The sequence below is a fragment of the Streptomyces sp. NPDC047072 genome (assembly GCF_040643855.1).
GTDB lineage: Bacteria > Actinomycetota > Actinomycetes > Streptomycetales > Streptomycetaceae > Streptomyces.
Window position 1 is genome coordinate 1 of record NZ_JBEYVC010000138.1, and the last position, 20,727, is coordinate 20,727.

Annotated in this window: 14 protein-coding genes and 2 pseudogenes; 7 read left to right on the plus strand and 9 right to left on the minus strand. The window is 71.1% G+C overall.

Annotation, left to right across the window (positions count from 1 at the left end; genetic code table 11):
• Positions 1-95 (minus strand): annotated as a pseudogene (locus tag ABZ896_RS38690) (short-chain dehydrogenase); the annotation flags it as partial.
• A gap of 57 nt (positions 96-152) precedes the next feature.
• On the opposite strand from ABZ896_RS38690, the gene ABZ896_RS38695 reads away from it, so the two are divergent.
• Positions 153-2,819, plus strand: coding sequence for a cellulose binding domain-containing protein (locus ABZ896_RS38695; RefSeq protein ID WP_360939648.1), 2,667 nt, complete (start codon positions 153-155; stop codon positions 2,817-2,819).
• Here the strand turns inward: ABZ896_RS38695 and ABZ896_RS38700 are convergent, their stop codons facing one another.
• From ABZ896_RS38700 to ABZ896_RS38715, 4 genes are all read right to left on the minus strand, one after another.
• Positions 2,820-6,515 (minus strand): MFS transporter, encoded by a 3,696-nt coding sequence (locus ABZ896_RS38700; RefSeq protein WP_360939650.1) that lies wholly within the window; start codon positions 6,513-6,515, stop codon positions 2,820-2,822.
• Between the two features lie 32 nt (positions 6,516-6,547).
• The gene (locus tag ABZ896_RS38705) at positions 6,548-7,006 is read right to left on the minus strand and encodes a MarR family transcriptional regulator (protein ID WP_360939652.1); all 459 of its coding nucleotides are present in this window, start codon (positions 7,004-7,006) and stop codon (positions 6,548-6,550) included.
• A 119-nt stretch (positions 7,007-7,125) separates the two neighbouring features.
• Positions 7,126-8,997 carry a rhamnogalacturonan lyase gene (locus tag ABZ896_RS38710; protein WP_360939654.1) on the minus strand — a complete coding sequence of 624 codons (1,872 nt, stop codon included), beginning with the start codon at positions 8,995-8,997 and terminating at the stop codon, positions 7,126-7,128.
• 44 nt (positions 8,998-9,041) lie between these two features.
• Positions 9,042-10,013: a YafY family protein gene (locus ABZ896_RS38715; protein WP_360939656.1), complete on the minus strand. Its 972-nt coding sequence runs from the start codon at positions 10,011-10,013 to the stop codon at positions 9,042-9,044.
• Positions 10,014-10,075: 62 nt separating this feature from the next.
• Here ABZ896_RS38715 and ABZ896_RS38720 point away from each other — a divergent pair, with 62 nt between their 5' ends.
• Positions 10,076-10,555 (plus strand): hypothetical protein, encoded by a 480-nt coding sequence (locus tag ABZ896_RS38720; protein WP_360939658.1) that lies wholly within the window; start codon positions 10,076-10,078, stop codon positions 10,553-10,555.
• Positions 10,552-11,028 (plus strand): hypothetical protein, encoded by a 477-nt coding sequence (locus ABZ896_RS38725; protein ID WP_360939660.1) that lies wholly within the window; start codon positions 10,552-10,554, stop codon positions 11,026-11,028. The genes ABZ896_RS38720 and ABZ896_RS38725 overlap by 4 nt, the downstream gene beginning before the upstream one ends.
• Here the strand turns inward: ABZ896_RS38725 and ABZ896_RS38730 are convergent.
• From ABZ896_RS38730 to ABZ896_RS38740, 3 genes and pseudogenes are all read right to left on the minus strand, one after another.
• Positions 10,997-11,740: a class I SAM-dependent methyltransferase gene (locus ABZ896_RS38730; protein WP_360939662.1), complete on the minus strand. Its 744-nt coding sequence runs from the start codon at positions 11,738-11,740 to the stop codon at positions 10,997-10,999. The genes ABZ896_RS38725 and ABZ896_RS38730 overlap by 32 nt on opposite strands.
• A gap of 141 nt (positions 11,741-11,881) precedes the next feature.
• Entirely contained in the window at positions 11,882-12,187 is a 306-nt protein-coding gene (locus ABZ896_RS38735) for a 4a-hydroxytetrahydrobiopterin dehydratase (RefSeq protein ID WP_360939664.1), read from the minus strand.
• Between the two features lie 285 nt (positions 12,188-12,472).
• Positions 12,473-13,536, minus strand: a pseudogene (locus ABZ896_RS38740) (ADP-ribosylglycohydrolase family protein).
• A 48-nt stretch (positions 13,537-13,584) separates the two neighbouring features.
• Between ABZ896_RS38740 and ABZ896_RS38745 the strand changes: the two are divergent.
• Entirely contained in the window at positions 13,585-14,406 is an 822-nt protein-coding gene (locus tag ABZ896_RS38745) for a helix-turn-helix transcriptional regulator (RefSeq protein ID WP_360939666.1), read from the plus strand.
• Here the strand turns inward: ABZ896_RS38745 and ABZ896_RS38750 are convergent.
• Entirely contained in the window at positions 14,388-14,813 is a 426-nt protein-coding gene (locus ABZ896_RS38750) for a hypothetical protein (protein ID WP_360939668.1), read from the minus strand. The genes ABZ896_RS38745 and ABZ896_RS38750 overlap by 19 nt on opposite strands.
• Before the next feature lie 422 nt (positions 14,814-15,235).
• Between ABZ896_RS38750 and ABZ896_RS38755 the strand changes: the two genes are divergently transcribed.
• From ABZ896_RS38755 to ABZ896_RS38765, 3 genes are all read left to right on the plus strand, one after another.
• The gene (locus ABZ896_RS38755; protein WP_360939670.1) at positions 15,236-16,099 is read left to right on the plus strand and encodes a helix-turn-helix transcriptional regulator; all 864 of its coding nucleotides are present in this window, start codon (positions 15,236-15,238) and stop codon (positions 16,097-16,099) included.
• A gap of 76 nt (positions 16,100-16,175) precedes the next feature.
• Positions 16,176-16,970 (plus strand): SAM-dependent methyltransferase, encoded by a 795-nt coding sequence (locus ABZ896_RS38760; protein WP_360939672.1) that lies wholly within the window; start codon positions 16,176-16,178, stop codon positions 16,968-16,970.
• Between the two features lie 81 nt (positions 16,971-17,051).
• Positions 17,052-20,726, plus strand: coding sequence for a nitrate reductase subunit alpha (locus tag ABZ896_RS38765; RefSeq protein ID WP_360939674.1), 3,675 nt, complete (start codon positions 17,052-17,054; stop codon positions 20,724-20,726).
• The last annotated feature ends 1 nt before the right edge of the window (position 20,727 follow it).

Consider the following 20,727-nt stretch of genomic DNA (forward strand, 5'->3'; position numbering starts at 1 on the left):
TATTCGGCGAGCTGGGGGTACAGCGCAGCCAGGTCGCCCGCGAGGCCCGCCTTGACCTGGCGGGAGATGTCGTCGGCGAGCACCTCGTGGGCGCCCGGCACCTCTCGCACCACACGGAAAGCGCTTGCCCCCCACTCGGGAAAGGACCTCCCGTGCGAAGAACCCGCATCCTCGCGGCCGTGCTCGCGCTCGCGGCCGGGCTGCTCGCCGGCTCCCCGCCCGCGCTCGCGGCCGACGGCACCGCGAAAGCCGCGCTGGCCGCCGACACGTACACCTGGAAGAACGCCCGGATCGACGGGGGCGGATTCGTGCCGGGGATCGTGTTCAACCGGAAGGAGAAGAACCTCGCGTACGCGCGGACCGACATCGGCGGGGCCTATCGGTGGCAGGAGTCCTCGAAGACCTGGACGCCCCTGCTGGACTCCGTCGGCTGGGACGACTGGGGGCACACCGGGGTGGTGAGCCTCGCCTCCGACTCCGTGGATCCGAACAAGGTGTACGCGGCCGTCGGGACGTACACCAACAGCTGGGATCCGAAGAACGGAGCCGTCATGCGGTCCTCGGACCGGGGCGCCAGCTGGCAGACGGCGAACCTGCCCTTCAAGCTGGGCGGCAACATGCCGGGCCGGGGCATGGGCGAGCGGCTCGCGATCGATCCGAACAAGAACAGCGTGCTCTACCTCGGCGCGCCCAGCGGCAAGGGGCTGTGGCGGTCGACCGACTCCGGCGCCACCTGGGCGCAGGTGACGAACTTCCCCAACGTCGGTAACTACCAACAGGATCCGAGCGACACGAGCGGGTACGCCAGCGACAACCAGGGCATCGTCTGGGTCACCTTCGACGAGTCGACGGGCACGTCCGGGAACGCGACGAAGAGCATCTACGTGGGGGTGGCCGACCTCCAGAACTCCGTGTACCGCTCGACGGACGCCGGCGCCACCTGGAGCCGCGTGGCCGGTCAGCCGACGGGATACCTCGCGCACAAGGGCGTGCTGGACGCGGTCAACGGCTATCTCTATCTCGCCTACAGCGACAAGGGCGGCCCGTACGACGGCGGCAAGGGCCAGTTGTGGCGGTACGCGACGGCGACCGGCACCTGGACGAACATCAGCCCGGTCGCGGAGGCCGACACCTACTACGGCTTCAGCGGGCTGACGCTGGACCGGCAGAAGCCGGGGACCGTGATGGCCACCGCCTACAGCTCCTGGTGGCCGGACACCCAGATCTTCCGCTCCACCGACAGCGGCGGCACCTGGACGCGGGCGTGGGACTACACGTCGTACCCCAACCGCGCGAACCGCTTCACCATGGACGTCTCCTCCTCCCCCTGGTTGACGTGGGGCGCGAACCCGTCACCGCCCGAACAGACCCCGAAACTCGGGTGGATGACCGAGTCGCTGGAGATCGACCCGTTCAACTCGAACCGGATGATGTACGGCACGGGCGCGACGATCTACGGCACCGAGAACCTGACGAACTGGGACTCCGGGAGCCAGTTCACCATCAGGCCGATGGTGCAGGGCCTGGAGGAGACCGCGGTCAACGACCTCGCGTCGCCGCCCACCGGCGCACCGCTGCTCAGCGCGCTCGGTGACGTGGGCGGCTTCCGGCACACGGACCTCACCAAAGTCCCCTCGATGATGTTCACTTCGCCGAACTTCACCACGACGACCAGCCTCGACTTCGCCGAGACCAACCCGAACACCGTCGTGCGGGTCGGCAACCTCGACTCCGGTCCGCATGTGGCGTTCTCGACGGACAACGGGGCCAACTGGTTCGCGGGCAGCGACCCTTCGGGGGTCAGCGGGGGCGGTACGGTCGCCGCGGCCGCCGACGGCAGCCGGTTCGTGTGGAGTCCGGACGGGACCGGCGTGCAGTACACGACGGGCTTCGGGTCGTCGTGGTCGGCGTCGGCGGGGATCCCGGCCGGGGCGATCGTGGAGTCGGACCGGGTGGACCCGAAGACCTTCTACGGCTTCAAGTCGGGGAAGTTCTACGTCAGTTCGGATGGCGGCGCGACCTTCACGGCGTCCGCGGCGAGCGGTCTCCCCGCCGGGGACAGCGTGCGCTTCAAGGCGCTGCCGGGTGTGAAGGGGGACGTGTGGCTCGCGGGCGGGGCGAGCGACGGGGCGTACGGGCTCTGGCACTCGACCGACTCCGGCGCGAGTTGGACGAAGCTCGCGGGCGTCGACCAGGCCGACACCGTCGGCTTCGGCAAGGCGGCCACGGGGGCGTCGTACCAGACGCTCTACACCAGCGCGAAGATCGGCGGGGTGCGGGGCATCTTCCGCTCCACCGACAAGGGGGCGAACTGGACGCGGATCAACGACGATGCGCACCAGTGGGGTTGGACGGGCGCGGCGATCACCGGCGACCCGCGGGTGTACGGGCGCGTGTACGTCTCGACCAACGGCCGGGGTGTGGTCTACGGCGACTCCAGTGCCGGGGACAGTGGGGGCGGTGGCGGCGGGGGCGATCCGACGGATCCGACACCGACCGGCGCCTGCGCGGTGACGTACAAGATCACCAATCAGTGGACGGGCGGCTTCCAGGCGGACGTCCAGGTGAGCAACACCGGGTCAACCGCCTGGACGGGCTGGTCACTTGGGTGGACCTTCCCCAACGGGCAGACCATCGGGCAGCTCTGGAACGCCGAGTACACGCAGTCGGGTTCGGCGGTGACCGCGAGGAACGTCGGCTGGAACGGCAACGTGGCGGCGGGCTCGTCCGTGGGCTTCGGGTTCACGGGGAGCTGGTCGGGGACCAACGGGAAACCGACGGCATTCACGGTGGGCGACCAGAGCTGCACGGTCTCCTGATCACGGTGCGCCGTGTCCTCCCTTCTCCGTGAGGACACGGCGCGCCTCATGGGGAGGCACTTGCGGGTCGGTGGGCTCGTGGCCGCGCAGGGCGGAGGCGAGCGCGGCGACGGTCGCCATGCCCGCGGCGACGGTGAAGACGATGGTCAGTCCGTGGTGGAAGGGGCCCGAGACCAGCCGGGGGAAGAAGGTGTGGCCGGTCAGGGTGGCGCGCTGGGCCGCGGTGAGGTGGTCGAGGGTGCCGCTCGCGCCGAGCAGGTTGCCGATGGGGTTGTGGCCGAGGAACGTGGCGAAGAGGGTGCTGACCGGGGGCAGGGACGCGGCCTGGTGGGCGGTGGCGGCCGGGACACCGTGGGCCTGGAGGCCGTCGGCGAGCGTCTTCGGCAGGGAGGAGGCCAGCCCCGAGACCATCAGGGAGAAGAACACGCCGATGGAGAGGGCCGTGCCCGAGTTCTGGAAGGTGGAGCGCATCCCCGAGGCCACGCCCCGGTACTCGGCGGGCACGCTGCCCATGATGGACGAGGTGTTGGGCGCGGAGAACATGCCCTGGCCCAGGCCGTTCAGGAGCAACAGGGCAGCGAACGAGCCGTAGGTGAAGTCCACCGGCAGGACCAGCAGGCCGAGGAACGACCCGGCGACCAGGACCAGGCCCGTCGTGGAGAACAGGCGGGCGCCGAAGCGGTCGGAGAGGTAGCCGGAGACCGGTCCCGCGATGAGGAAGCCCAGCGTCAGCGGCAGCATGAAGATGCCCGCCCAGAGAGGGGTGTCCTCGAAGTCGTAGCCGTGCAGGGGCAGCCAGATGCCCTGCAACCAGATGATCAGCATGAACTGGAGCCCGCCGCGCGCGATCGCGGTCAGCAGCGCGGCCAGGTTGCCGACGGCGAAGGCCCGCACCCGGAACAGCGACAGCCGGAACATCGGTTCGGCGACGCGCCTCTCGACCAGGCAGAACAGCAGCAACAGGCAGACGCCGCCGGTCAGTCCGGTGAGGACCAGCGGGTTGCCCCACCCGGTGGCGGCGCCGCCGTAGGGCTGGATGCCGTAGGTGATGGCCGCGAGGAGGATGCCGGCGCCCGCGGCGAAGGTGAGGTTGCCGGTCCAGTCGATCCGGCCGCGGTGGCCCGAGGCGGTCTCGCGCAGGCTCAGGTACGACCAGATCGTGCCGACGACGCTGATGGGGACGCTCACCCAGAACACCGCCCGCCAGTCGACCGCGGCGAGCAGGCCGCCCGCGAGCAGGCCGAGGAACTGGCCCGCGAGCGCGGTGATCTGGTTGGTGCCGAGCGCCATGCCGCGCTGGTGGGCGGGGAAGGCGTCGGTGAGAATCGCGGCGGAGTTGGCGGTGAGCATGGACCCGCCGAACGCCTGCACGATCCGCCAGAGGATCAGCCACAGGGCGCCTGCGCCGGCGTGCAGGGGGTCGAGGGAGAGGGCGACCGATGCGCAGGCGAAGATCACGAAGCCGAGGTTGTAGATCCTGACCCGGCCGAACATGTCGCCGAGTCTGCCGAGGACGACGACCAGGACCGCGGAGACCAGCAGGTAGCCGAGGATCATCCAGAGCAGGTAGCCGATGTTGCCGGCGGCGAGCGGGTCGAGGCCGATCCCGCGGAAGATGGCCGGCAGCGAGATGATCACGATGGACGCGTCCATGGTCGCGATCAGGACGGCGAGGGTGGTGTTGGAGAGGGCGACCCATTTGTAGCCGGGGCCGGGAGGGAGTGCGTGGCGGCGGGCCAGGCGGGCGAGCAGGCCGCGATCGGCGGAGCGCTCGGGGTCCTTTCGGCCCCGGTCCAGATGGCCGACGCCTTCCCGCTCCCGGTCCGCACGGCCGGCGTCTTGCCGGTTCCGGTCCGCACCGCCGGCATCCTCCCGCTCACGGTCCGCACGGCCGGCATCCTTCCGCTCACGGTCCGCACGGCCGGCGTCCTTCCGCTCCCGGTCCTCGCGGTCGGCATCCCCCTCAGGCTCCCCAGGCCCCGTCTCGACGGGAGCGCCCGGTCGCCGCCCCCTGATCAGGGACGCCCCCGCCGCCGCCAGGGACATCGCGATGGCGAGCGAGAAGACGACGACCAGGCCGTCGTGGAAGGGCCCCGAGATCAGGTGGGGGAAGAACTCGCGGCCCGTCAACTGCGCGGCGTGGGCCGCCGGGAGGTGGTCGAGGATCGAGCCGCCCAGCAGATGCTGGATCGGGTTGTAGCCGAGGAACGCGGCGAACAGGACGCCGACCGGCGGGAGTTGGGACACCGCGTGCGCGGCCTGCGCGGGGACGCCCTGCGCCGTGAGCCCGGAGCTGAGCGTCTGCGGCAGCGAGCCGGAGAGCCCGGCCACCATGAGCGAGAAGAACACGCCCATCGACAGCACCATGCCGGCGTTCTGGAAGGTCGCCCGCATCCCGGACGCGGCCCCGCGCGCGTCCGCCGGCACGCTCGACATGATGATCGACGTGTTGGGCGCGGCGAACAGCCCGCCGCCGAGGCCGTTGAGGAAGATCAGCAGCGCGAAGACCCAGTAGCTGAAGTCCGTCGGCAGCGCGAGCAGTCCGGCGAAGGACGCGCCCATCACCACGAACCCGGCGGCCGCGAACAGCCGCGCCCCGAACCGGTCGGAGAGATACCCCGAGACCGGCCCGGCGACCAGGAAGCCGACGGTCAGCGGCAGCATGTAGATCCCGGCCCACAGCGGGGTGTCGGCGTAGTCGTACCCGTGCAGCGGCAGCCAGATGCCCTGCAACCAGATGATCAGCATGAACTGGAGCCCGCCGCGCGCGATCGACCCCAGCAGCGTCGCCGCGTTGCCGCCCGCGAAGACGGGGTCCCTGAACAGCCGTAGCGGGAACATCGGTTCGGCGACCCTGGACTCGATCACACAGAAGGCGGCGAGCACGGCCACCCCGCCGACCAGGCCCGCGAGCACCCAGGGATTCGTCCAGCCCATGGTGTGGCCGCCGTAGGGCTGGATGCCGTAGGTGATGCCGGCGAGCAGCGCGGTCAGTCCGACGGCGAAGGTGACGTTGCCCCACCAGTCCATGCGCCCGGGCCGTCGTACGCCGGTCTCGTGCAGGGACTTGTACGCCCACACCGTGCCGATGAGCCCGATGGGCACGTTGACCCAGAAGACCGAGCGCCAGTTCCACGTGACCAGCGCGCCGCCCAGCACCAGGCCGATGAAGGAACCGGCGATGCCGGCGACCATGTTGACGCCGAGGGCCATGCCCCGCTGGCGGGCCGGGAAGGCGTCGGTGAGGAGGGCCGCGGAGTTCGCCATCAGCATGGCGCCGCCGACGGCCTGCGGTATCCGCCAGCCGATCAGCCACAGGGCGCCGCCCGCGCCGTGGAAGGGGTCGACGGAGAGGATCACCGAGGTCAGGGTGAAGATCAGGAACCCGGCGTTGTAGATGCGGACCCGGCCCCACATGTCGCCGAGCCGGCCGAGGGCGACCACCAGCACGGCGGTGACGAGCATGTAGCCCATCAGCATCCACAGCAGATAGCTGACGTTGGCGGGCTCGAGCGGGTCGAGCCGGATGCCGGTGAAGATGCCCGGCAGGGAGATCAGCACGATCGAGCTGTTGACGGTCGCGAGCAGGATGCCGAGCGTGGTGTTGGTCAGCGCCACCCACTTGTAACGGGGGTGGTCGACGCCGATCCACGCCTTGCGGGCGGCGGTGGACGGGGGTGTCTCCTCGGTGGACATGGTCTGCTCTCTCCGCTGTGTCGTGCGGCCGTTCAGTGCGTGTCGTGCTGGGGGTCTCCCGAACGCGCCGCCTCCTGCGCCAGCCGTCGGACGATCGGCAGGGCGGTGGCCAGGGCCGTGCCGAGCGCCTGGCGTTCCTCCTCGGAGAGCCGGTCCATCAGGCGTACGGCGCGTGCGTCGCGCTCGCGACGGCGCTCGGCGAGCACCTCGCGCCCGGCTTCCGTGACGGCGACCAGGGTCACCCGCCCGTCGTCGGGGTCGCTGATCCGCGTCGCCAGTCCCTGGTTCTCCAGGCGCTGCACGAGCTGGGTCATCGACGGCTGGGCGACCCCTTCGGCGGCGGCCAGCGCGGTCAGCCGGACGGGGCCCTCCCGCTCCAGCCGCCCCAGCGTCGAGGCGGTCGTGAAGCTCATGCCCCGGCGGCTGTTGAGGTTCCGGACCACCACGCCCGCGACTTCGGCGAGCGCCTGGGCGATCTCTTCGGGTTCCATCCGCTCCACACCCTCAGTCGTATCACTTGCCTATATAGCTTCCCTATCAAAAACGGGAAAAGAATGAGGCGGCCGCCCTGTGTGCCGGGCGGCCGCCTCTGGTGGGCCCTAGAAGGCCGTCACGGTGTGTATACAGTCGGCCGCGGCGCCGTCGCCATCCCGTTCCCGATGAAGAAGCTCGGGTGCGGCGGTTGGTTGTATGCGGTGTTCTGCCAGGCCAGACCCGTGCGGTACATCGTGTCGTGGAGGAGCGTGGTGATCTTTGTCGTCGTCTCGATCGGGGTCGAGTAGATCCTGAGTGCCGTGTTGTCCGACATCGGCCAGACGACCTCCTCGCGCCAGTCGCCGAGGATGTCGCCGGAGAGCGACGGGGTCGCCTTGGTGCTGTTGTTGGAGTGGACCGACGCTCCGGTCAGCAGCCGGGTGTCCGACGAGGTGCCGTACTTGTCGATGTGGGTGCCGTCGAGGAGTTCGCGGACGGTGTCGCCGTCCCACCAGGACAGGAAGTTGACGGAGGACGGCTCGCGGCCCTTGGTCGCGCCCGCCTCGTCGCGGATCGAGGAGTCGGAGGCCGACCAGACCTCGGCGCCGTCGTTGCCCGCCCAGATGTCCCCGGCGACTCCGCGGCCGTTGTCGCAGCAGGCGGCGAGGCTCCAATTGACCGTGCCATTGGCCGGGTTGATGTACAGCTCCGCCGGCTGGCTCGAGGACTCCGAGACCTTGAAGTACTCCAGGCCCGCGTGCGAGGGGTCCAAGTCTCCGAGGTGCTGGGCGTCGCCGTGGCCGGTCTTGGTGGTCCACAGTCCGTTGCCGTTGTCGTCGACCGCCATCGCACCGTAGACGATCTCGTCCTTGCCGTCGTTGTCGACGTCCCCGACGGACAGACTGTGCGAGCCCTGACCGTCGTACCCCTTGCCGGAGTTGGTCGAGGAGGTCGTGTCGAAGGTCCAGCGGCGGGTGAAGGTGCCGTTCCGCCAGTCCCAGGCGGCGATGACGGTACGGGTGTAGTAACCGCGGGCCATGATGAGCGAGGGCCGGGCGCCGTCCAGGTACGCCGTTCCCGCGAGGAAGCGGTCGACGCGGTTGCCGTAGGAGTCGCCCCACGAGGACACCGTGCCGCGCGCCGGGACGTAGTCGACGCTCTGCATCGCCTTGCCGGTCTGGCCGTTGAACATCGTCAGGTACTCGGGGCCGGAGAGCACATAGCCGCTGGAGTTGCGGTAGTCGGCCGACGAGCTGCCGATCACCGCGCCGGTCCCGTCGACCGTGCCGTCCGCCGTCTTCATGGCGACCTCGGCCTTGCCGTCGCCGTCGTAGTCGTACGCCTGGAACTGCGTGTAGTGCGCGCCGGAACGGATGTTGCGGCCCAGGTCGATCCGCCACAGCCGGGTGCCGTCGAGCTTGACCCCGTCGAGGATCGTGTTGCCGGTGTAGCCGGACTGGGAGTTGTCCTTCTGGTTGGTCGGCTGCCACTTGAGGACGAAGTCGAGGGCGCCGTCGCCGTCGAGGTCGGCGACCGAGGCGTCGTTCGCCTCGTAGGTGTACGCCACCCCGTCGGGCGTGGTGCCACCGGCGGGCGGGCTGATCGGAACGTCCTTGTATCCGGTGCGCAGTTGGACCGCGTGGACCGAGTCGGCCTGCTCCACGCCGCCCACGATCGCGCGGATCGTGTAGTCGGCCTGGGCGGGGGCGCCGGAGTGGAAGTAGTTGGTGGAGCCGGTGACCGGGGTCGAGTTGACCTTCGTCCCGGCGCGGTACACGTTGAAGGAGACGTCGTTCGGGTCGGTGCCGAGCCAGCGCCAGCTGACCAGGTTGCCGGCGTCTGTGTGGACGCTGACCACACCCCGGTCGAGCTTCTCGACCTGGCGGGCGGTGGCGGCCGCGGCGGTACCGGGGGACAGCGCGGTCAGGCCTGCGGCGACCAGGGCCGCGGTGGCGGTGGCCGCGGCGAGGAGGACACGGCGTCTGCGGTGCGGGTGCGGGTGCTGCACGGGGTGAACCTCCGAAGCGGAGAGGACGGACGGGTTCCGCCTCCTCAGTCGCCGCCGCCTTCCCCGGCGTTGCCCTCTCTTTGCGCCACCTTGGCGTATCTTTTGGCCAGTTCGACGGCTGTACGGGCCATGCGGGCCCGTAGCTCGGGCGGTTCCAGCACCTCGATGTCCGCGCCGAGGCGCAGGAGTTCGCCGTGCGCGTGGTCGACGGACTCGATGGGGATCCGGGCGAGCGTCCAGCCGTCCGGGCCGGTGCGGGCATCAAGGATCCGAAGCAGCTCGACGCCCGGCGCCAGACGTACGACCGCCTCGCCCCGGTACAGCCGGTCGTGGAAGTCGCGCTGGTACGCCGTCCAGTAGGCCGCCAGGTCGAAGTCGTCGGGGCGGGTGAACTCCTCGTCGGACGCGGTGAGTTCGAGGATCTGGTCGACGCGGTAGGTGCGCGGGCCCGGACCGGCGATCACATACCAGCGGCCCGCCTTCAGGACCAGCCCGTACGGCTCCAGGCGGCGCCGGACGTCGGTGGGCTCGCGCCAGCGCCGGTATACAACATCCAGGATGCGTGTATTCCATACCGCATCCGCCACCATCGGCAGATACGGCGCCTCCTCGCCCTCCGCGTACCATCCGGGGGCGTCGAGATGGAAGCGTCCGCTGATCCGGTCGGCGTGGGCCCGAAGCTCCGGCGGCAACGCGGCCCGCACCTTGAGCTGGGCGGCTGCCAGGACCGAACCCAGGCCCAGCTCGGCGGCGGGCCCGGGTGCCCCGGCCAGGAAGAGCGCCTCGGCCTCGTCCGCGGTGAGGCCGGTGAGGCGGGTGCGGTAGCCGTCGAGCAAGCGGTAGCCGCCGGCGTGGCCCGCGTCGCCGTAGAGCGGGATCCCCGCGGCGCCTAGGGCCTCGACGTCCCGGTAGACCGTGCGTACGGAGACCTCCAGCTCCTCGGCGAGCTGGGCGGCGGTCATCCGGCCCCGGGTCTGGAGCAGGAGGAGGATCGAGACGAGCCGGGCGGACTTCACCGCTCCAGAATCCCAGACTTCACTGACAGAGGATGTCAGTGAAGGCGGCCTACCGTCCCGGCATGGGCTTCACCGAGAAACTCCTCACCGTGCCGCCGCCCCTCGAACTCGCCGGCCGGCACATCAAGCGCTACCACGTCACCGCGGACCCGGCCGGCATCGAGCCCGAGGTCGAGAAGGCCGCGTACGCGATCCTCCCGGAGCTGCTGCCGGAGCCGGACGGCACCCCGCCGGCGACCTTCGTGGTGCTGCACCGGGGAGCCGACGACGGCGCCTACCTGAACGCGTACAGCTGGGTGTGGGACAACGTCCTGCACTTCCGGGGCGCGTCGGCGGGCCAGCCGGTCCTGGGCTGCCCGGACCGCGACCCGACCCACTTCATCAAGCCCGAACTCCCCTGGATCGGCTGCGTCTGGGAGCTGCCGCCGATCCTGCACGAACGGGACGCCTGGGTACGGCACTTGCTCGCCCCCGAAGTCCCGGACCTGACCGCCTACTTGACCGACTCCCTGCCCGAGGGAACCACAGGAGACCGCACATGAGCAGCCCGCACGACTTCGACTTCTTCCACGGCGACTGGGAGGTCGTGAACCGCCGCCGCGCCGACTTCCTGGATCCGGACAGCGGTTGGGAGGAGTTCCCGGCCACGAACCGGTGCTGGCCGCTGTTCGACGGGGCGGCGAACGTCGACGAGATCGACATGCCGCACCTCGGTGCGAAGGGGGCGACACTGCGGCTCTTCGACCGGGAGACCGGGCAGTGGTCGCTGAACTGGGCGGCGAGCGGGAGCGGGAAGCTGTTCCCGCCGGTCGTCGGTCGATTCACGGGCGGGCGTGGGGAGTTCTACGGCGACGACACGTACGACGGCAAGGACGTCCGGGTGCGGTTCGTGTGGGCGGACGTGTCGTCGGCCGGTGCCCACTGGGAGCAGGCGTTCTCCCTCGACGGCGGGGAGACCTGGGTGACCAACTGGACGATGGACTTCAGCCGGCCTTCCGGAACGCCCGCACGCTGAACACCGGGTCGGCGCGCGGGAGTTCCTGGTCCGGCAGGGCTTCGAGGCGGGCGGCGAACCCCTCCGTGAGCGGCTCCCCCGGCGGCAGCATGGTGAACCAGCCGCGCCGCAGGTCGGCGGCGGTCCGGCGGGGGCTGCGGCCCTGACCACGGCCCGGGAAGCCGGCCCGTCCGGCCGGGTGCAGTCGGTGGGCGGCGGCGTAGGACTCCACGAGCCGTGGCTCGTCACGGGCCGGGCGGCGCGGGCGCGGGGCGAGGACGGCGTCGATGTCGCTGCCGACGTCGTGGGCGGCGGCCTTGTCGACGGTGGTGACGTAGACCCCGCCGGGTCTGAGCACCCGCGCGCACTCGGCGACGACGGTCCGCACGTCGTCCGGTTCGTCGAGGAGGTGCAGCAGCCAGACGCTGGTGACGGCGTCGAAGGTCCCGTCGGGGAAGGGCAGCGCGCGGCTGTCGGCGAGCGCGATGGCGCCGGGCAGCCGGCCGGCGGCCATCCGGGCCATGCCGTACGTCAGGTCGACGCCGGTCACCCGGAGGCCGGGCCGAGCGGCGGCGAGGCGGCGGGTGACGATCCCGGTGCCGCAGGCGACATCGAGGAGCCGCCCGGTGTCCGCGGGGATCAGCCCGAGCACGGCGCCGGCGGCCGCGGCGGCCCTGGGCTCACCCCCACGGCTGACGTCGTACGCACCGGCTTCCTTGTCGTAGTCGAGCACCGGCTCACCGGTCCCTCGGGGTCGTGGCGCTCCGTGTCGCGGTCCGACGCCGGGTCGCCGGCTTCCTGTCGCGGTCCGACGCCGGGTCGCCGGCTCCCGAAGTGGTCCGGCACCGGCGGCTGCCGTACGTCGAGCTCCGGCTCACTCGGCCCCGTGCCCCGGTGCCAGTGCCGTCACCCGGTGTGCCAGTTCGAAGTCCTTCTCGGTGACCGCTCCGCCCGCGCTGTGGGTGTGCACGGACAGCGAGACGGTGTTGTAGCCGAGGGTGAGGTCGGAGTGGTGGTCGAGTTCGTCCTGGACCTGGGCGATGTGGATGACCATCGCGGTGGCGGCGAAGTGGGTGGCGAGCCGGTAGGAGCGGGTCAGGCGGCCGTCCTCGACCGCCCAGCCGGGCAGCTCCGCGAGCCGGTCCTCGATCTCCTTCTGCGACAGCGGTTCGACGGGCATGACCTCGGTCCTTCCTTCGGCCGGTTTCCTGTCCAGGCTGCCACAGGACGACTGCCGCGGTCCCAGGGCCTGTCCGGCGGATCATGTCGGCGTCGCGGGGTCTGGCACGCCCTCCCCCACGGCCTCAAGGGCGTGGGAGGTGCCCCCAGCCGCGTTGTCGTCGGTCGCCGACTCCCTCATCGCCCCCGCTCGACTCGGCCAAGACGCGCCGTCTCTCCAAGCCGACCTGATCCGCCGGACAGACCCTGGTCGGAGGGGTCGGAGGGGTCGGAGGGTTCCCCCGGGTCAGAGGCGGACACACGTCCCGGCAAGGTCGTCCGCGACCGCGGCGATCACGGCCCGTCCCTCGACCCGCTCCACCCACTCCTGCGGCAGAGCGACGTCGCCGTGGCGCGCGCCGACCAGGTTTCCGCAGATCGAGCCGGTGGAGTCGCTGTCGCCGGAGTGGTTGACGGAGAGCAGGAGCGCCTGCCGGACCTCGCGCGGGTGGGGTGGGCGAGCGCGCTGTAGACGCCGATGGCGAGCGCCTCCTCGGCGACCCACCCGGCACCGAGGGACTCGACCTTCTCGGCCGTCGGCTCACCGCCCTGCGCGGCGAGGTCGACGGCCCGTGACAGGGCGGCCGACGTCTCCTCGTGCCCCGGGTAGCGGGCCAGCAGCCGCATCGCCCGCAGCACCGCGCCCTCCAGGGAGTCACCGGTGACGAGGTGCGCGACGATCGCGGCCAGCGCGCCCGCCGCGTAGTAGCCGGTCGGGTGGCCGTGGGTGATCTGGGCGCCACGGGCGGCCTTCTCGAAGGCTTCCTGTGCGATGTCGCAGAGGCCGAAGGGGGCCGAGCGCATGACCGTTCCGCAGCCCTTGGAGTGGGGGTTGACCCGGCCGGGCTTGCCGTCGATCGGGTGCCACGGCTCGGGGTGGTACTTCTGGGCGGTCCCCGACAGACAGGCGTTGCCGGGGGCCCGGCGGGAGTAGAGCCAGGCCTGGTCGATCAGACCGCCGCGGGGGCTGCCCTCCGGCACGCCGGCCTGCTCGGGGCCCGGCCTGTCCTGGGTCTCCAGCCAGCGTTCGTAGCTCCAGGCCAGCAGCCGGGACCAGGCACCGGTGACGCCTCGCTCCCGCTCCCGGGCGACGGCCTGGGTGAGGGCCTCGGCGGTGAACAGGGTCATCTGGGTGTCGTCGCTGATCCGGGCGACCGGGCCGGGCGGGAATCCGGTGACCCCGTCCTGTCCGTGGGCGGCGCGGATGCTCTCCAGGGAGGTGAACTCGATCGGGTAGCCGAGAGCGTCGCCGATCGCACCGCCCAGCAGACAGCCCCGTGCCCGGGAGCGGTACACCACGGCGCTCTCCATCGTCCACAACCCGATCAACGCGCTCACTCCTCGACTACGGTCGTACGTATGGCCATTATTCCCTCCGGCAAGGTCACCCCCGCCCCTGACCAGGGCGTGGGCCCGCTCCTGCGGGCTTGGCGGGAGCAACGGCGGGTCAGTCAGCTGGAGTTGGCGCTGCGGGCCGACTCGTCGGCCCGGCACATCAGCTTCGTCGAGACGGGCCGCTCCCGGCCGAGCGAGGAGATGGTGCTGCGGCTCGCCGAGCACCTGGACGTGCCGGTCCGTGAGCGCAACGCGCTGCTGCTGGCGGCCGGTTACGCCCCGCGCTTCCCGGAGACGCCGATGGACGACCCGGCGCTGGACGCCGTCCGCGAGGGGATCGAGCGGCTCATCCAGGGCTACGAGCCGTATCCCGCGCTGGTCTTCGACGCGGAGTACCACGTGGTCGCGGCGAACCGGGGGATCGCGATGTTCCTCGACGGAGTCGCGGAGTCCCTTCTCGAACCCCCGCTCAACACCATGCGGCTCACGCTGCACCCGCGGGGACTCGCGCCGCGCATCCGCAACTTCCGTGAGTGGCGCGGGCATCTCCTCGACCAGATGACCCGGCAGATCGCCCTGCGCCGCTCCGCGTCGCTGCGGAAGCTGTACGAGGAGGTCGCGGCGTATCCGGTGCCGGAGCGCGAGTACGGTCCCGAACAGGCCGACCCCGTCCCGTACTTCGCGCTGCCGATGCGGATCGAGCACGCAGGCCGCGTGCTGTCGTTCGTCTCCTCGACGTCGACCTTCAACACGCCGCTGGACGTGACCGTCGCCGAGCTGGCCATCGAGACGTTCCTCCCGGCCGACCCGGCCACGGTCAAGTACCTTCACTCACTGCTGTCCTGACGGTTCCTCAGGGCCGCGTACTGGAGCAGTGCGAACCCGGCGACGACGAGTGCCTGGAGGACGGTCCACACGGTCCCGGCCGTGCTCGGGGACAGCCACAGGCCGAGGGCGGCGAGGCTGAGCGCGGACCAGAGCAGGTTGGCCTCGACCACGGCACGCACGCCGAGCACCGGCGGACGCCCGCGCGAGGCGAGAACGCCCACGGCACCGCCGTACACCACGAGAACCGCGCCGAGGACGAGCAGCAGCCCGGAGTCGACGTCCAGGAACCGGCCGACCGGTCCGGAAGCGGTGAGGTAGGCGAGGCCGTTCACGCCGGTCACGACGGCGTCCAGGGCGAGGAAGCGGCGCAGCGCGGTGTGCGGGTCGCAGGTGCGGGCGAGTGCGGTGAGCTGGGCAGCGGACATGGCGGATCACCCTCCGTCGAGGTCGCGTGGGAACGGGGAAAGCGGGGGCAGGCGTGGGTGGACCGAAGGTCCGGTGGCGGATCCCGAGCCGGAAAACCCGGCGCCGAGGCCCGAACCGGAGCGCCCGGCAGCGGATCCCACACCGGAATCCCGGACCGGCATCCCGGCGCCAGGCCCCGGACCGGAATCCCGGCGCCAGGCCCCGTACCGAAGTGCCCCGTGGCGGGTCCCGGAGCGGAGTGCGCCGGCCCGGGACCCGTTGGCTCCACCCTCCCTCCGGTCCGCTCCCTGGTCGATTACCCGTGAGGTAATGAAGGCGGTGAGGTGAGGAAGCGGTGAGAAGGAAGCGGCTGTGACCGGTGAGACCCACGGCGGAACATGGCACACTGCTCGGGAACTTCGACGCGTAGGGGAGGCGTGGCGTGAGTGAGCGGCGGCCCGCGCCGACCGTGGGCCAGGTGGTGCTCGGCAGACGGCTTCAGGAGCTGCGCGAGGCGGCCGGCATCAAGCGCGAGGAGGCGGCGCAGGTCCTGCGCGTGGCCCCGGCGACCGTACGGCGGATGGAGATGGCCGAGGTCGCCCTGAAGGTCCCGTACGTCCAGGTGCTGCTGGAGACGTACGGCGTGCCCGAGGAGCAGGCGGCCGAGTTCGTCGAGCTGACGGAGGAGGCGAACAAGCCGGGCTGGTGGCAGCGGTTCCACGACGTGCTGCCGGAGTGGTTCAGCCTCTATGTGAGCCTGGAGGGCGCCGCCGGGATCATCCGTTCGTACGAGCCGCACTTCGTGCCCGGCCTGCTCCAGACCGAGGCGTACGCGCGTGCCGTCATGGAGGCCGGGACGATCGGGCAGTCCGGGACGGAGGCGATCGAGCGGCACGTCTCGCTGCGGATGGCCCGCCAGGGTCTGCTGGACCGGCCGAACGCGCCCCACCTGTGGGTGATCATGGACGAGACGGTGCTGCGCCGCCCCGTGAGCATCCGCTCCGAGGTGATGCGCGAACAGCTCGACAAACTCCTGGAGTTCGCCGAGCGCGACCGGGTCACGCTCCAGGTGTGCGAGTTCGAGGAGGGCCCGCACCCGGGGACGTACGCCCCGTTCTCGCTGTTCCGCTTCGCCGAGCCGGAGCTGCCCGACATGGTCTTCACCGAGTACCTCACCGGCGCGCTGTACCTCGACTCCCGCACCGAGGTCGCCACGCACCTGGAGGTCCTCGACCACATGTCGGCGCGGGCCGCGTCGGCGGAACGCACGAAGAAGCTGCTGCGGGAGCGCCGCGAGGACTTCTGAGCAGGCCTCACGACAGCACCGCAGGACTCACGAGAGCACCGCAGAACTCACGACACCACAGGGGAGACGACACCGTATGACCGGATCCGACGCGCCCGGAATCGACACCAGCCGCCCGCACCCGGCGCGGGTCTACGACTGGTGGCTGGGCGGCAAGGACAACTACCCCGTGGACGAGGCGCTGGCCCGCCGGATCCTGGAGGTGGACGGCACGGTGCTGCGCGGGGCGCGGGCCAACCGCCGCTTCATGACCCGGGCCGTGCGCACCGCCGCGCAGGCCGGGATCCGCCAGTTCCTGGACATCGGCACCGGCATCCCGACCGAGCCCAACCTGCACCAGGTCGCGCAGTCCGTCGCCCCCGAGGCGAAGGTGGTGTACGCGGACAACGACCCTATCGTGCTGCGGCACGCGCAGGCGCTGCTGCACGGCTCCGCCGAGGGCAGCACGGACTACGTCCAGGCCGACGTACGGGACTTCGACGCCCTGCTGGAGCGGGCGCGCGAGTCTCTCGACTTCACGCAGCCGATCGCCCTGTCCCTGGTCGCGCTCACCCACTACCTGGACGACGACGCGTACGGCCTGGTCCGGCGGTACGTCGACACGCTCGCCCCGGGCAGCCACCTGATCCTCTCGCAGGTCACCCCCGATCTGAGCCCCGAGGCGATCGCGAAGGCGGCCGAGCAGTTCCGCCGCAGCGGCACCCCCTTCTTCCCGCGTTCGCTGGCCGAGTTCTCCCGCTTCTTCGACGGCCTGGAGCTGCTGGGCCCGGGCGTGATCCCGGTCTACGGCTGGCGCCCCGAGCCGGTGGACGTGGCGGCCCAGGCGGAGGGCATCGTGCCGGTGTACGCGGGGGTCGCGCGCAAGCCCTGACCCGTACGGGTGCCGTGAACGGGTGCGCTCCCGCGCCCCGCCCTAGGTTCGAAGGAGCCACGGGCAAGCAAGGGAGCGCACGTGACCGACACCGAGATACCGCCGAGGGAGCCCGGCGCGGCGCTGCTGCGGGCGGGGCGGTTCTTCCGGCCCGGCAAGGCGGCGCCCGACCTGCACAGCATCGGGCTGACCGGCGGCCGGGAGGCGGACGCCTTCTACCGGGACCGCTGGAGCCACGACAAGGTCGTGAACTCCACGCACGGCGTGAACTGCACCGGCTCCTGCCGCTGGAAGGTGTACGTCAAGGACGGCATCATCACCTGGGAGACCCAGCAGACGGACTACCCGTCGGTGGGCCCCGACCGCCCGGAGTACGAGCCCCGCGGCTGCCCCCGCGGCGCGGCCTTCTCCTGGTACACCTACTCCCCCACCCGGGTCCGCTACCCGTACGTCCGTGGCGTGCTCCTGGAGCTGTACCGCGAGGCCCTCGCCCGCACCGGCGACCCGGTCCTCGCCTGGGCCGACATCCAGGCCGACCCGGAGCGCCGCCGCCGTTACCAACGGGCGCGCGGCAAGGGCGGGTTGGTCCGGGCGACCTGGGACGAGGCGGTCGAGATCGCCGCCGCCGCACACGTCCACACCATCAAGACGTACGGCCCCGACCGCATCGCCGGGTTCTCCCCCATCCCGGCCATGTCGATGGTGTCGCACGCGGCCGGCGCCCGCTTCCACTCCCTGATCGGCGCCCCGATGCTGTCGTTCTACGACTGGTACGCCGACCTCCCCGTCGCCTCCCCGCAGGTCTTCGGCGACCAGACCGACGTACCGGAGTCCGGCGACTGGTGGGACGCGGCCTATCTGATGATGTGGGGCTCGAACGTCCCGGTGACCCGCACCCCGGACGCCCACTGGATGGCGGAGGCCCGCTACCGGGGCCAGAAGGTCGTGGTCGTCGCCCCCGACTACGCGGACAACGCCAAGTTCGCCGACGAGTGGCTGCACCCGCACCCGGGAACGGACGGCGCGCTGGCCCTCGCGATGGGCCACGTCGTCCTCAAGGAATTCTTCGTCGACCGCGAGACCCCCTTCTTCGCGGATTACGTACGGAAGTTCACCGACCTGCCCTTCCTGGTCACGTTGGTGGAAAAGAACGGGGCTTATGTCCCCTCGAAGTTCCTGCGCGCCTCCGGCCTCGGCCAGGAGGGCGAGGGCGCCGAGTGGAAGACGCTCGTCCTGGACGCGGCGAGCGGCCGCGCGGTCGCCCCGAACGGCTCCCTGGGCTTTCGCTGGACGGAGTCCGGCAAGGGCCGCTGGAACCTCGAACTCGGCTCGATCGAGCCCCAGTTGAGCCTCTACGGCCATGAGGCGTCCGGCGCGGTCGAGGTGCTGCTCCCCCGGTTCGACACCGAGGGCGGCGAACACGGCCAGGGGCGTGGGGAGGTGCTGCGGCGCGGGGTGCCGGCGACCCGGCTCGGAGGCACCCTCGTCACTACCGTCTTCGACCTGCTGCTGGCGCAGTACGGCGTCCAGCGCCCCGACCTTCCCGGCAGCTGGCCCACGTCCTACGACGACGCCGGTCAACCCGGCACTCCCGCCTGGCAGTCGGTTCACACCTCCGTCCCGGCCACCAAGTGCGTGAAGATCGCCAGGGAGTTCGCCCGCACCGCCGAGCGCTCCAAGGGCCGCTGCATGATCCTCATGGGCGCGGGCACCAACCACTGGTTTCACTCCGAGACGATCTACCGCGCCTTCCTCGCCCTGCTCCAGCTCACCGGCTGCCAGGGCCGCAACGGCGGCGGCTGGGCGCACTACGTCGGCCAGGAGAAGTGCCGCCCCGTGACCGGCTGGGCGACCTTGGCCGCCGCCTCGGACTGGTCGCGGCCGCCCCGCCAGATGATCGGCACCGCGTACTGGTTCCTCAACACCGACCAGTGGCGCTACGACCGCTTCACCGCCGATGTGCTCGCCTCACCACTCGGCGAGGGCCGCTTCGAGGGCATGACGGGCGCCGACTGCCTTGCCCTGTCGGCCCGTTCGGGCTGGATGCCGTCGTACCCGACGTTCGACCGCAACCCGCTGGAGCTCGGCGCGGCCTTCGGCGACCCGGTGGCGAAGGCGGTGGCCGAACTCCGCGCGGGCTCCCTGAAGTTCGCCTGCGAGGACCCGGACGCGCCGGAGAACTGGCCCCGGGTACTGACCCTTTGGCGGGCCAACCTGCTCGGTTCGTCGGCGAAGGGCGCGGAGTACTTCACGAGGCATCTGCTGGGCACGCAGTCGTCCCTGAACGCCGAGGAGGCGTCCGAGAGCGAGCGCCCCCGTGACGTCGTCTGGCACGACGAGGCCCCCGAGGGCAAGCTCGACCTGCTGCTCTCCCTGGACTTCCGGCAGACCTCCTCCACCCTGCTCTCGGACGTCGTGCTCCCGGCCGCGACCTGGTACGAGAAGCACGACCTGTCCTCCACCGACATGCACCCGTACGTGCACTCCTTCACCCCGGCCGTGGACCCGCCCTGGCAGGCCCGCACCGACTTCGACACCTTCAAGGCGCTCGCCGACCGGCTCAGCGAGATGGCGGTCCTGCACCTGGGCGTGCGCAAGGACCTGGTGGCGACGCCGATGCAGCACGACACCCCGGGCGAACTCGCCCAGCCGGGCGGGGTCGTACGGGACTGGAAGCGCGGCGAGTGCGATCCCGTGCCCGGTCGGACCATGCCGAACCTCACGGTCGTGGAGCGGGACTACACGGCGATCGGGACGAAGTTCCGGTCGCTGGGACCGTTGGTGGAGCAACTCGGCCTGCCCGCCAAGGGGATCGCGCTCAAGCCGGACGAAGAGGTGGAGCACCTACGGGAGTTGAACGGCACCTCGCCGGAGGGCCGTCCCCTGCTCGACACGGCCGTGAAGGCCGCCAACACCATCCTCGCGCTGTCCGGCACCACCAACGGCCGCCTCGCCACCCAGGGTTTCCGTACCCTGTCTGCGCGGACCGGGCAGGAGATGGCCCACCTGGCCGCCGAGCACGAGGGCAAGCGGGTCACGTACGCGGACACGCAAGCCGCTCCGGTGCCGGTGATCACCTCGCCGGAGTGGTCCGGCAGCGAGTCGGGCGGGCGCCGGTACACGGCGTTCACGCTCAACACCGAGCACCTCAAGCCGTGGCACACCCTCACCGGGCGCCAGCACTTCTTCCTGGACCACGACTGGATCCATGAGCTGGGTGAGGCGCTCCCCGTCTACCGGCCGCCCCTCGACATGCACCGTCTCTTCGGCGCACCGCGCCTTGGACCGGACGGGCAGCGGGAGGTGACGGTCCGTTACCTCACCCCGCACAACAAGTGGTCCATCCACTCCGAGTACCAGGACAACCTGTTCATGCTGGCCCTGTCCCGGGGCGGGCAGAGCATCTGGATGTCCCCGCAGGACGCGGCGGCGATCGGCGCCGAGGACAACGACTGGGTCGAGGCGGTCAACCGCAACGGCGTGGTCGTGGCCCGGGCGGTCGTCTCGCACCGGATGCCGGCCGGCACGGTCTACATGCACCACGCGCAGGAGCGCACGGTCAACGTGCCGCTCGCGGAGGCGTCGGGCAGGCGCGGCGGCATCCACAACTCACTCACCCGGCTGATCCTCAAGCCGTCCCATCTCATCGGCGGCTACGCCCAGTTGTCGTGGGCCTTCAACTACCTGGGCCCGACGGGGAACCAGCGCGACGAGGTGACGGTGATCCGCCGTCGCGGCCAGGAGGTCGAGTACTGAC

What these genes read in the sequence shown, in the direction of transcription:
- ABZ896_RS38700 (WP_360939650.1), bottom strand. Translation starts at nt 6,515, where the DNA reads ATGTCCACCGAGGAGACACCCCCGTCCACCGCCGCCCGCAAGGCGTGG.
- ABZ896_RS38705 (WP_360939652.1), bottom strand. Translation starts at nt 7,006, where the DNA reads ATGGAACCCGAAGAGATCGCCCAGGCGCTCGCCGAAGTCGCGGGCGTG.
- ABZ896_RS38720 (WP_360939658.1), top strand. Translation starts at nt 10,076, where the DNA reads ATGGGCTTCACCGAGAAACTCCTCACCGTGCCGCCGCCCCTCGAACTC.
- ABZ896_RS38725 (WP_360939660.1), top strand. Translation starts at nt 10,552, where the DNA reads ATGAGCAGCCCGCACGACTTCGACTTCTTCCACGGCGACTGGGAGGTC.
- ABZ896_RS38735 (WP_360939664.1), bottom strand. Translation starts at nt 12,187, where the DNA reads ATGCCCGTCGAACCGCTGTCGCAGAAGGAGATCGAGGACCGGCTCGCG.
- ABZ896_RS38745 (WP_360939666.1), top strand. Translation starts at nt 13,585, where the DNA reads ATGGCCATTATTCCCTCCGGCAAGGTCACCCCCGCCCCTGACCAGGGC.
- ABZ896_RS38750 (WP_360939668.1), bottom strand. Translation starts at nt 14,813, where the DNA reads ATGTCCGCTGCCCAGCTCACCGCACTCGCCCGCACCTGCGACCCGCAC.
- ABZ896_RS38760 (WP_360939672.1), top strand. Translation starts at nt 16,176, where the DNA reads ATGACCGGATCCGACGCGCCCGGAATCGACACCAGCCGCCCGCACCCG.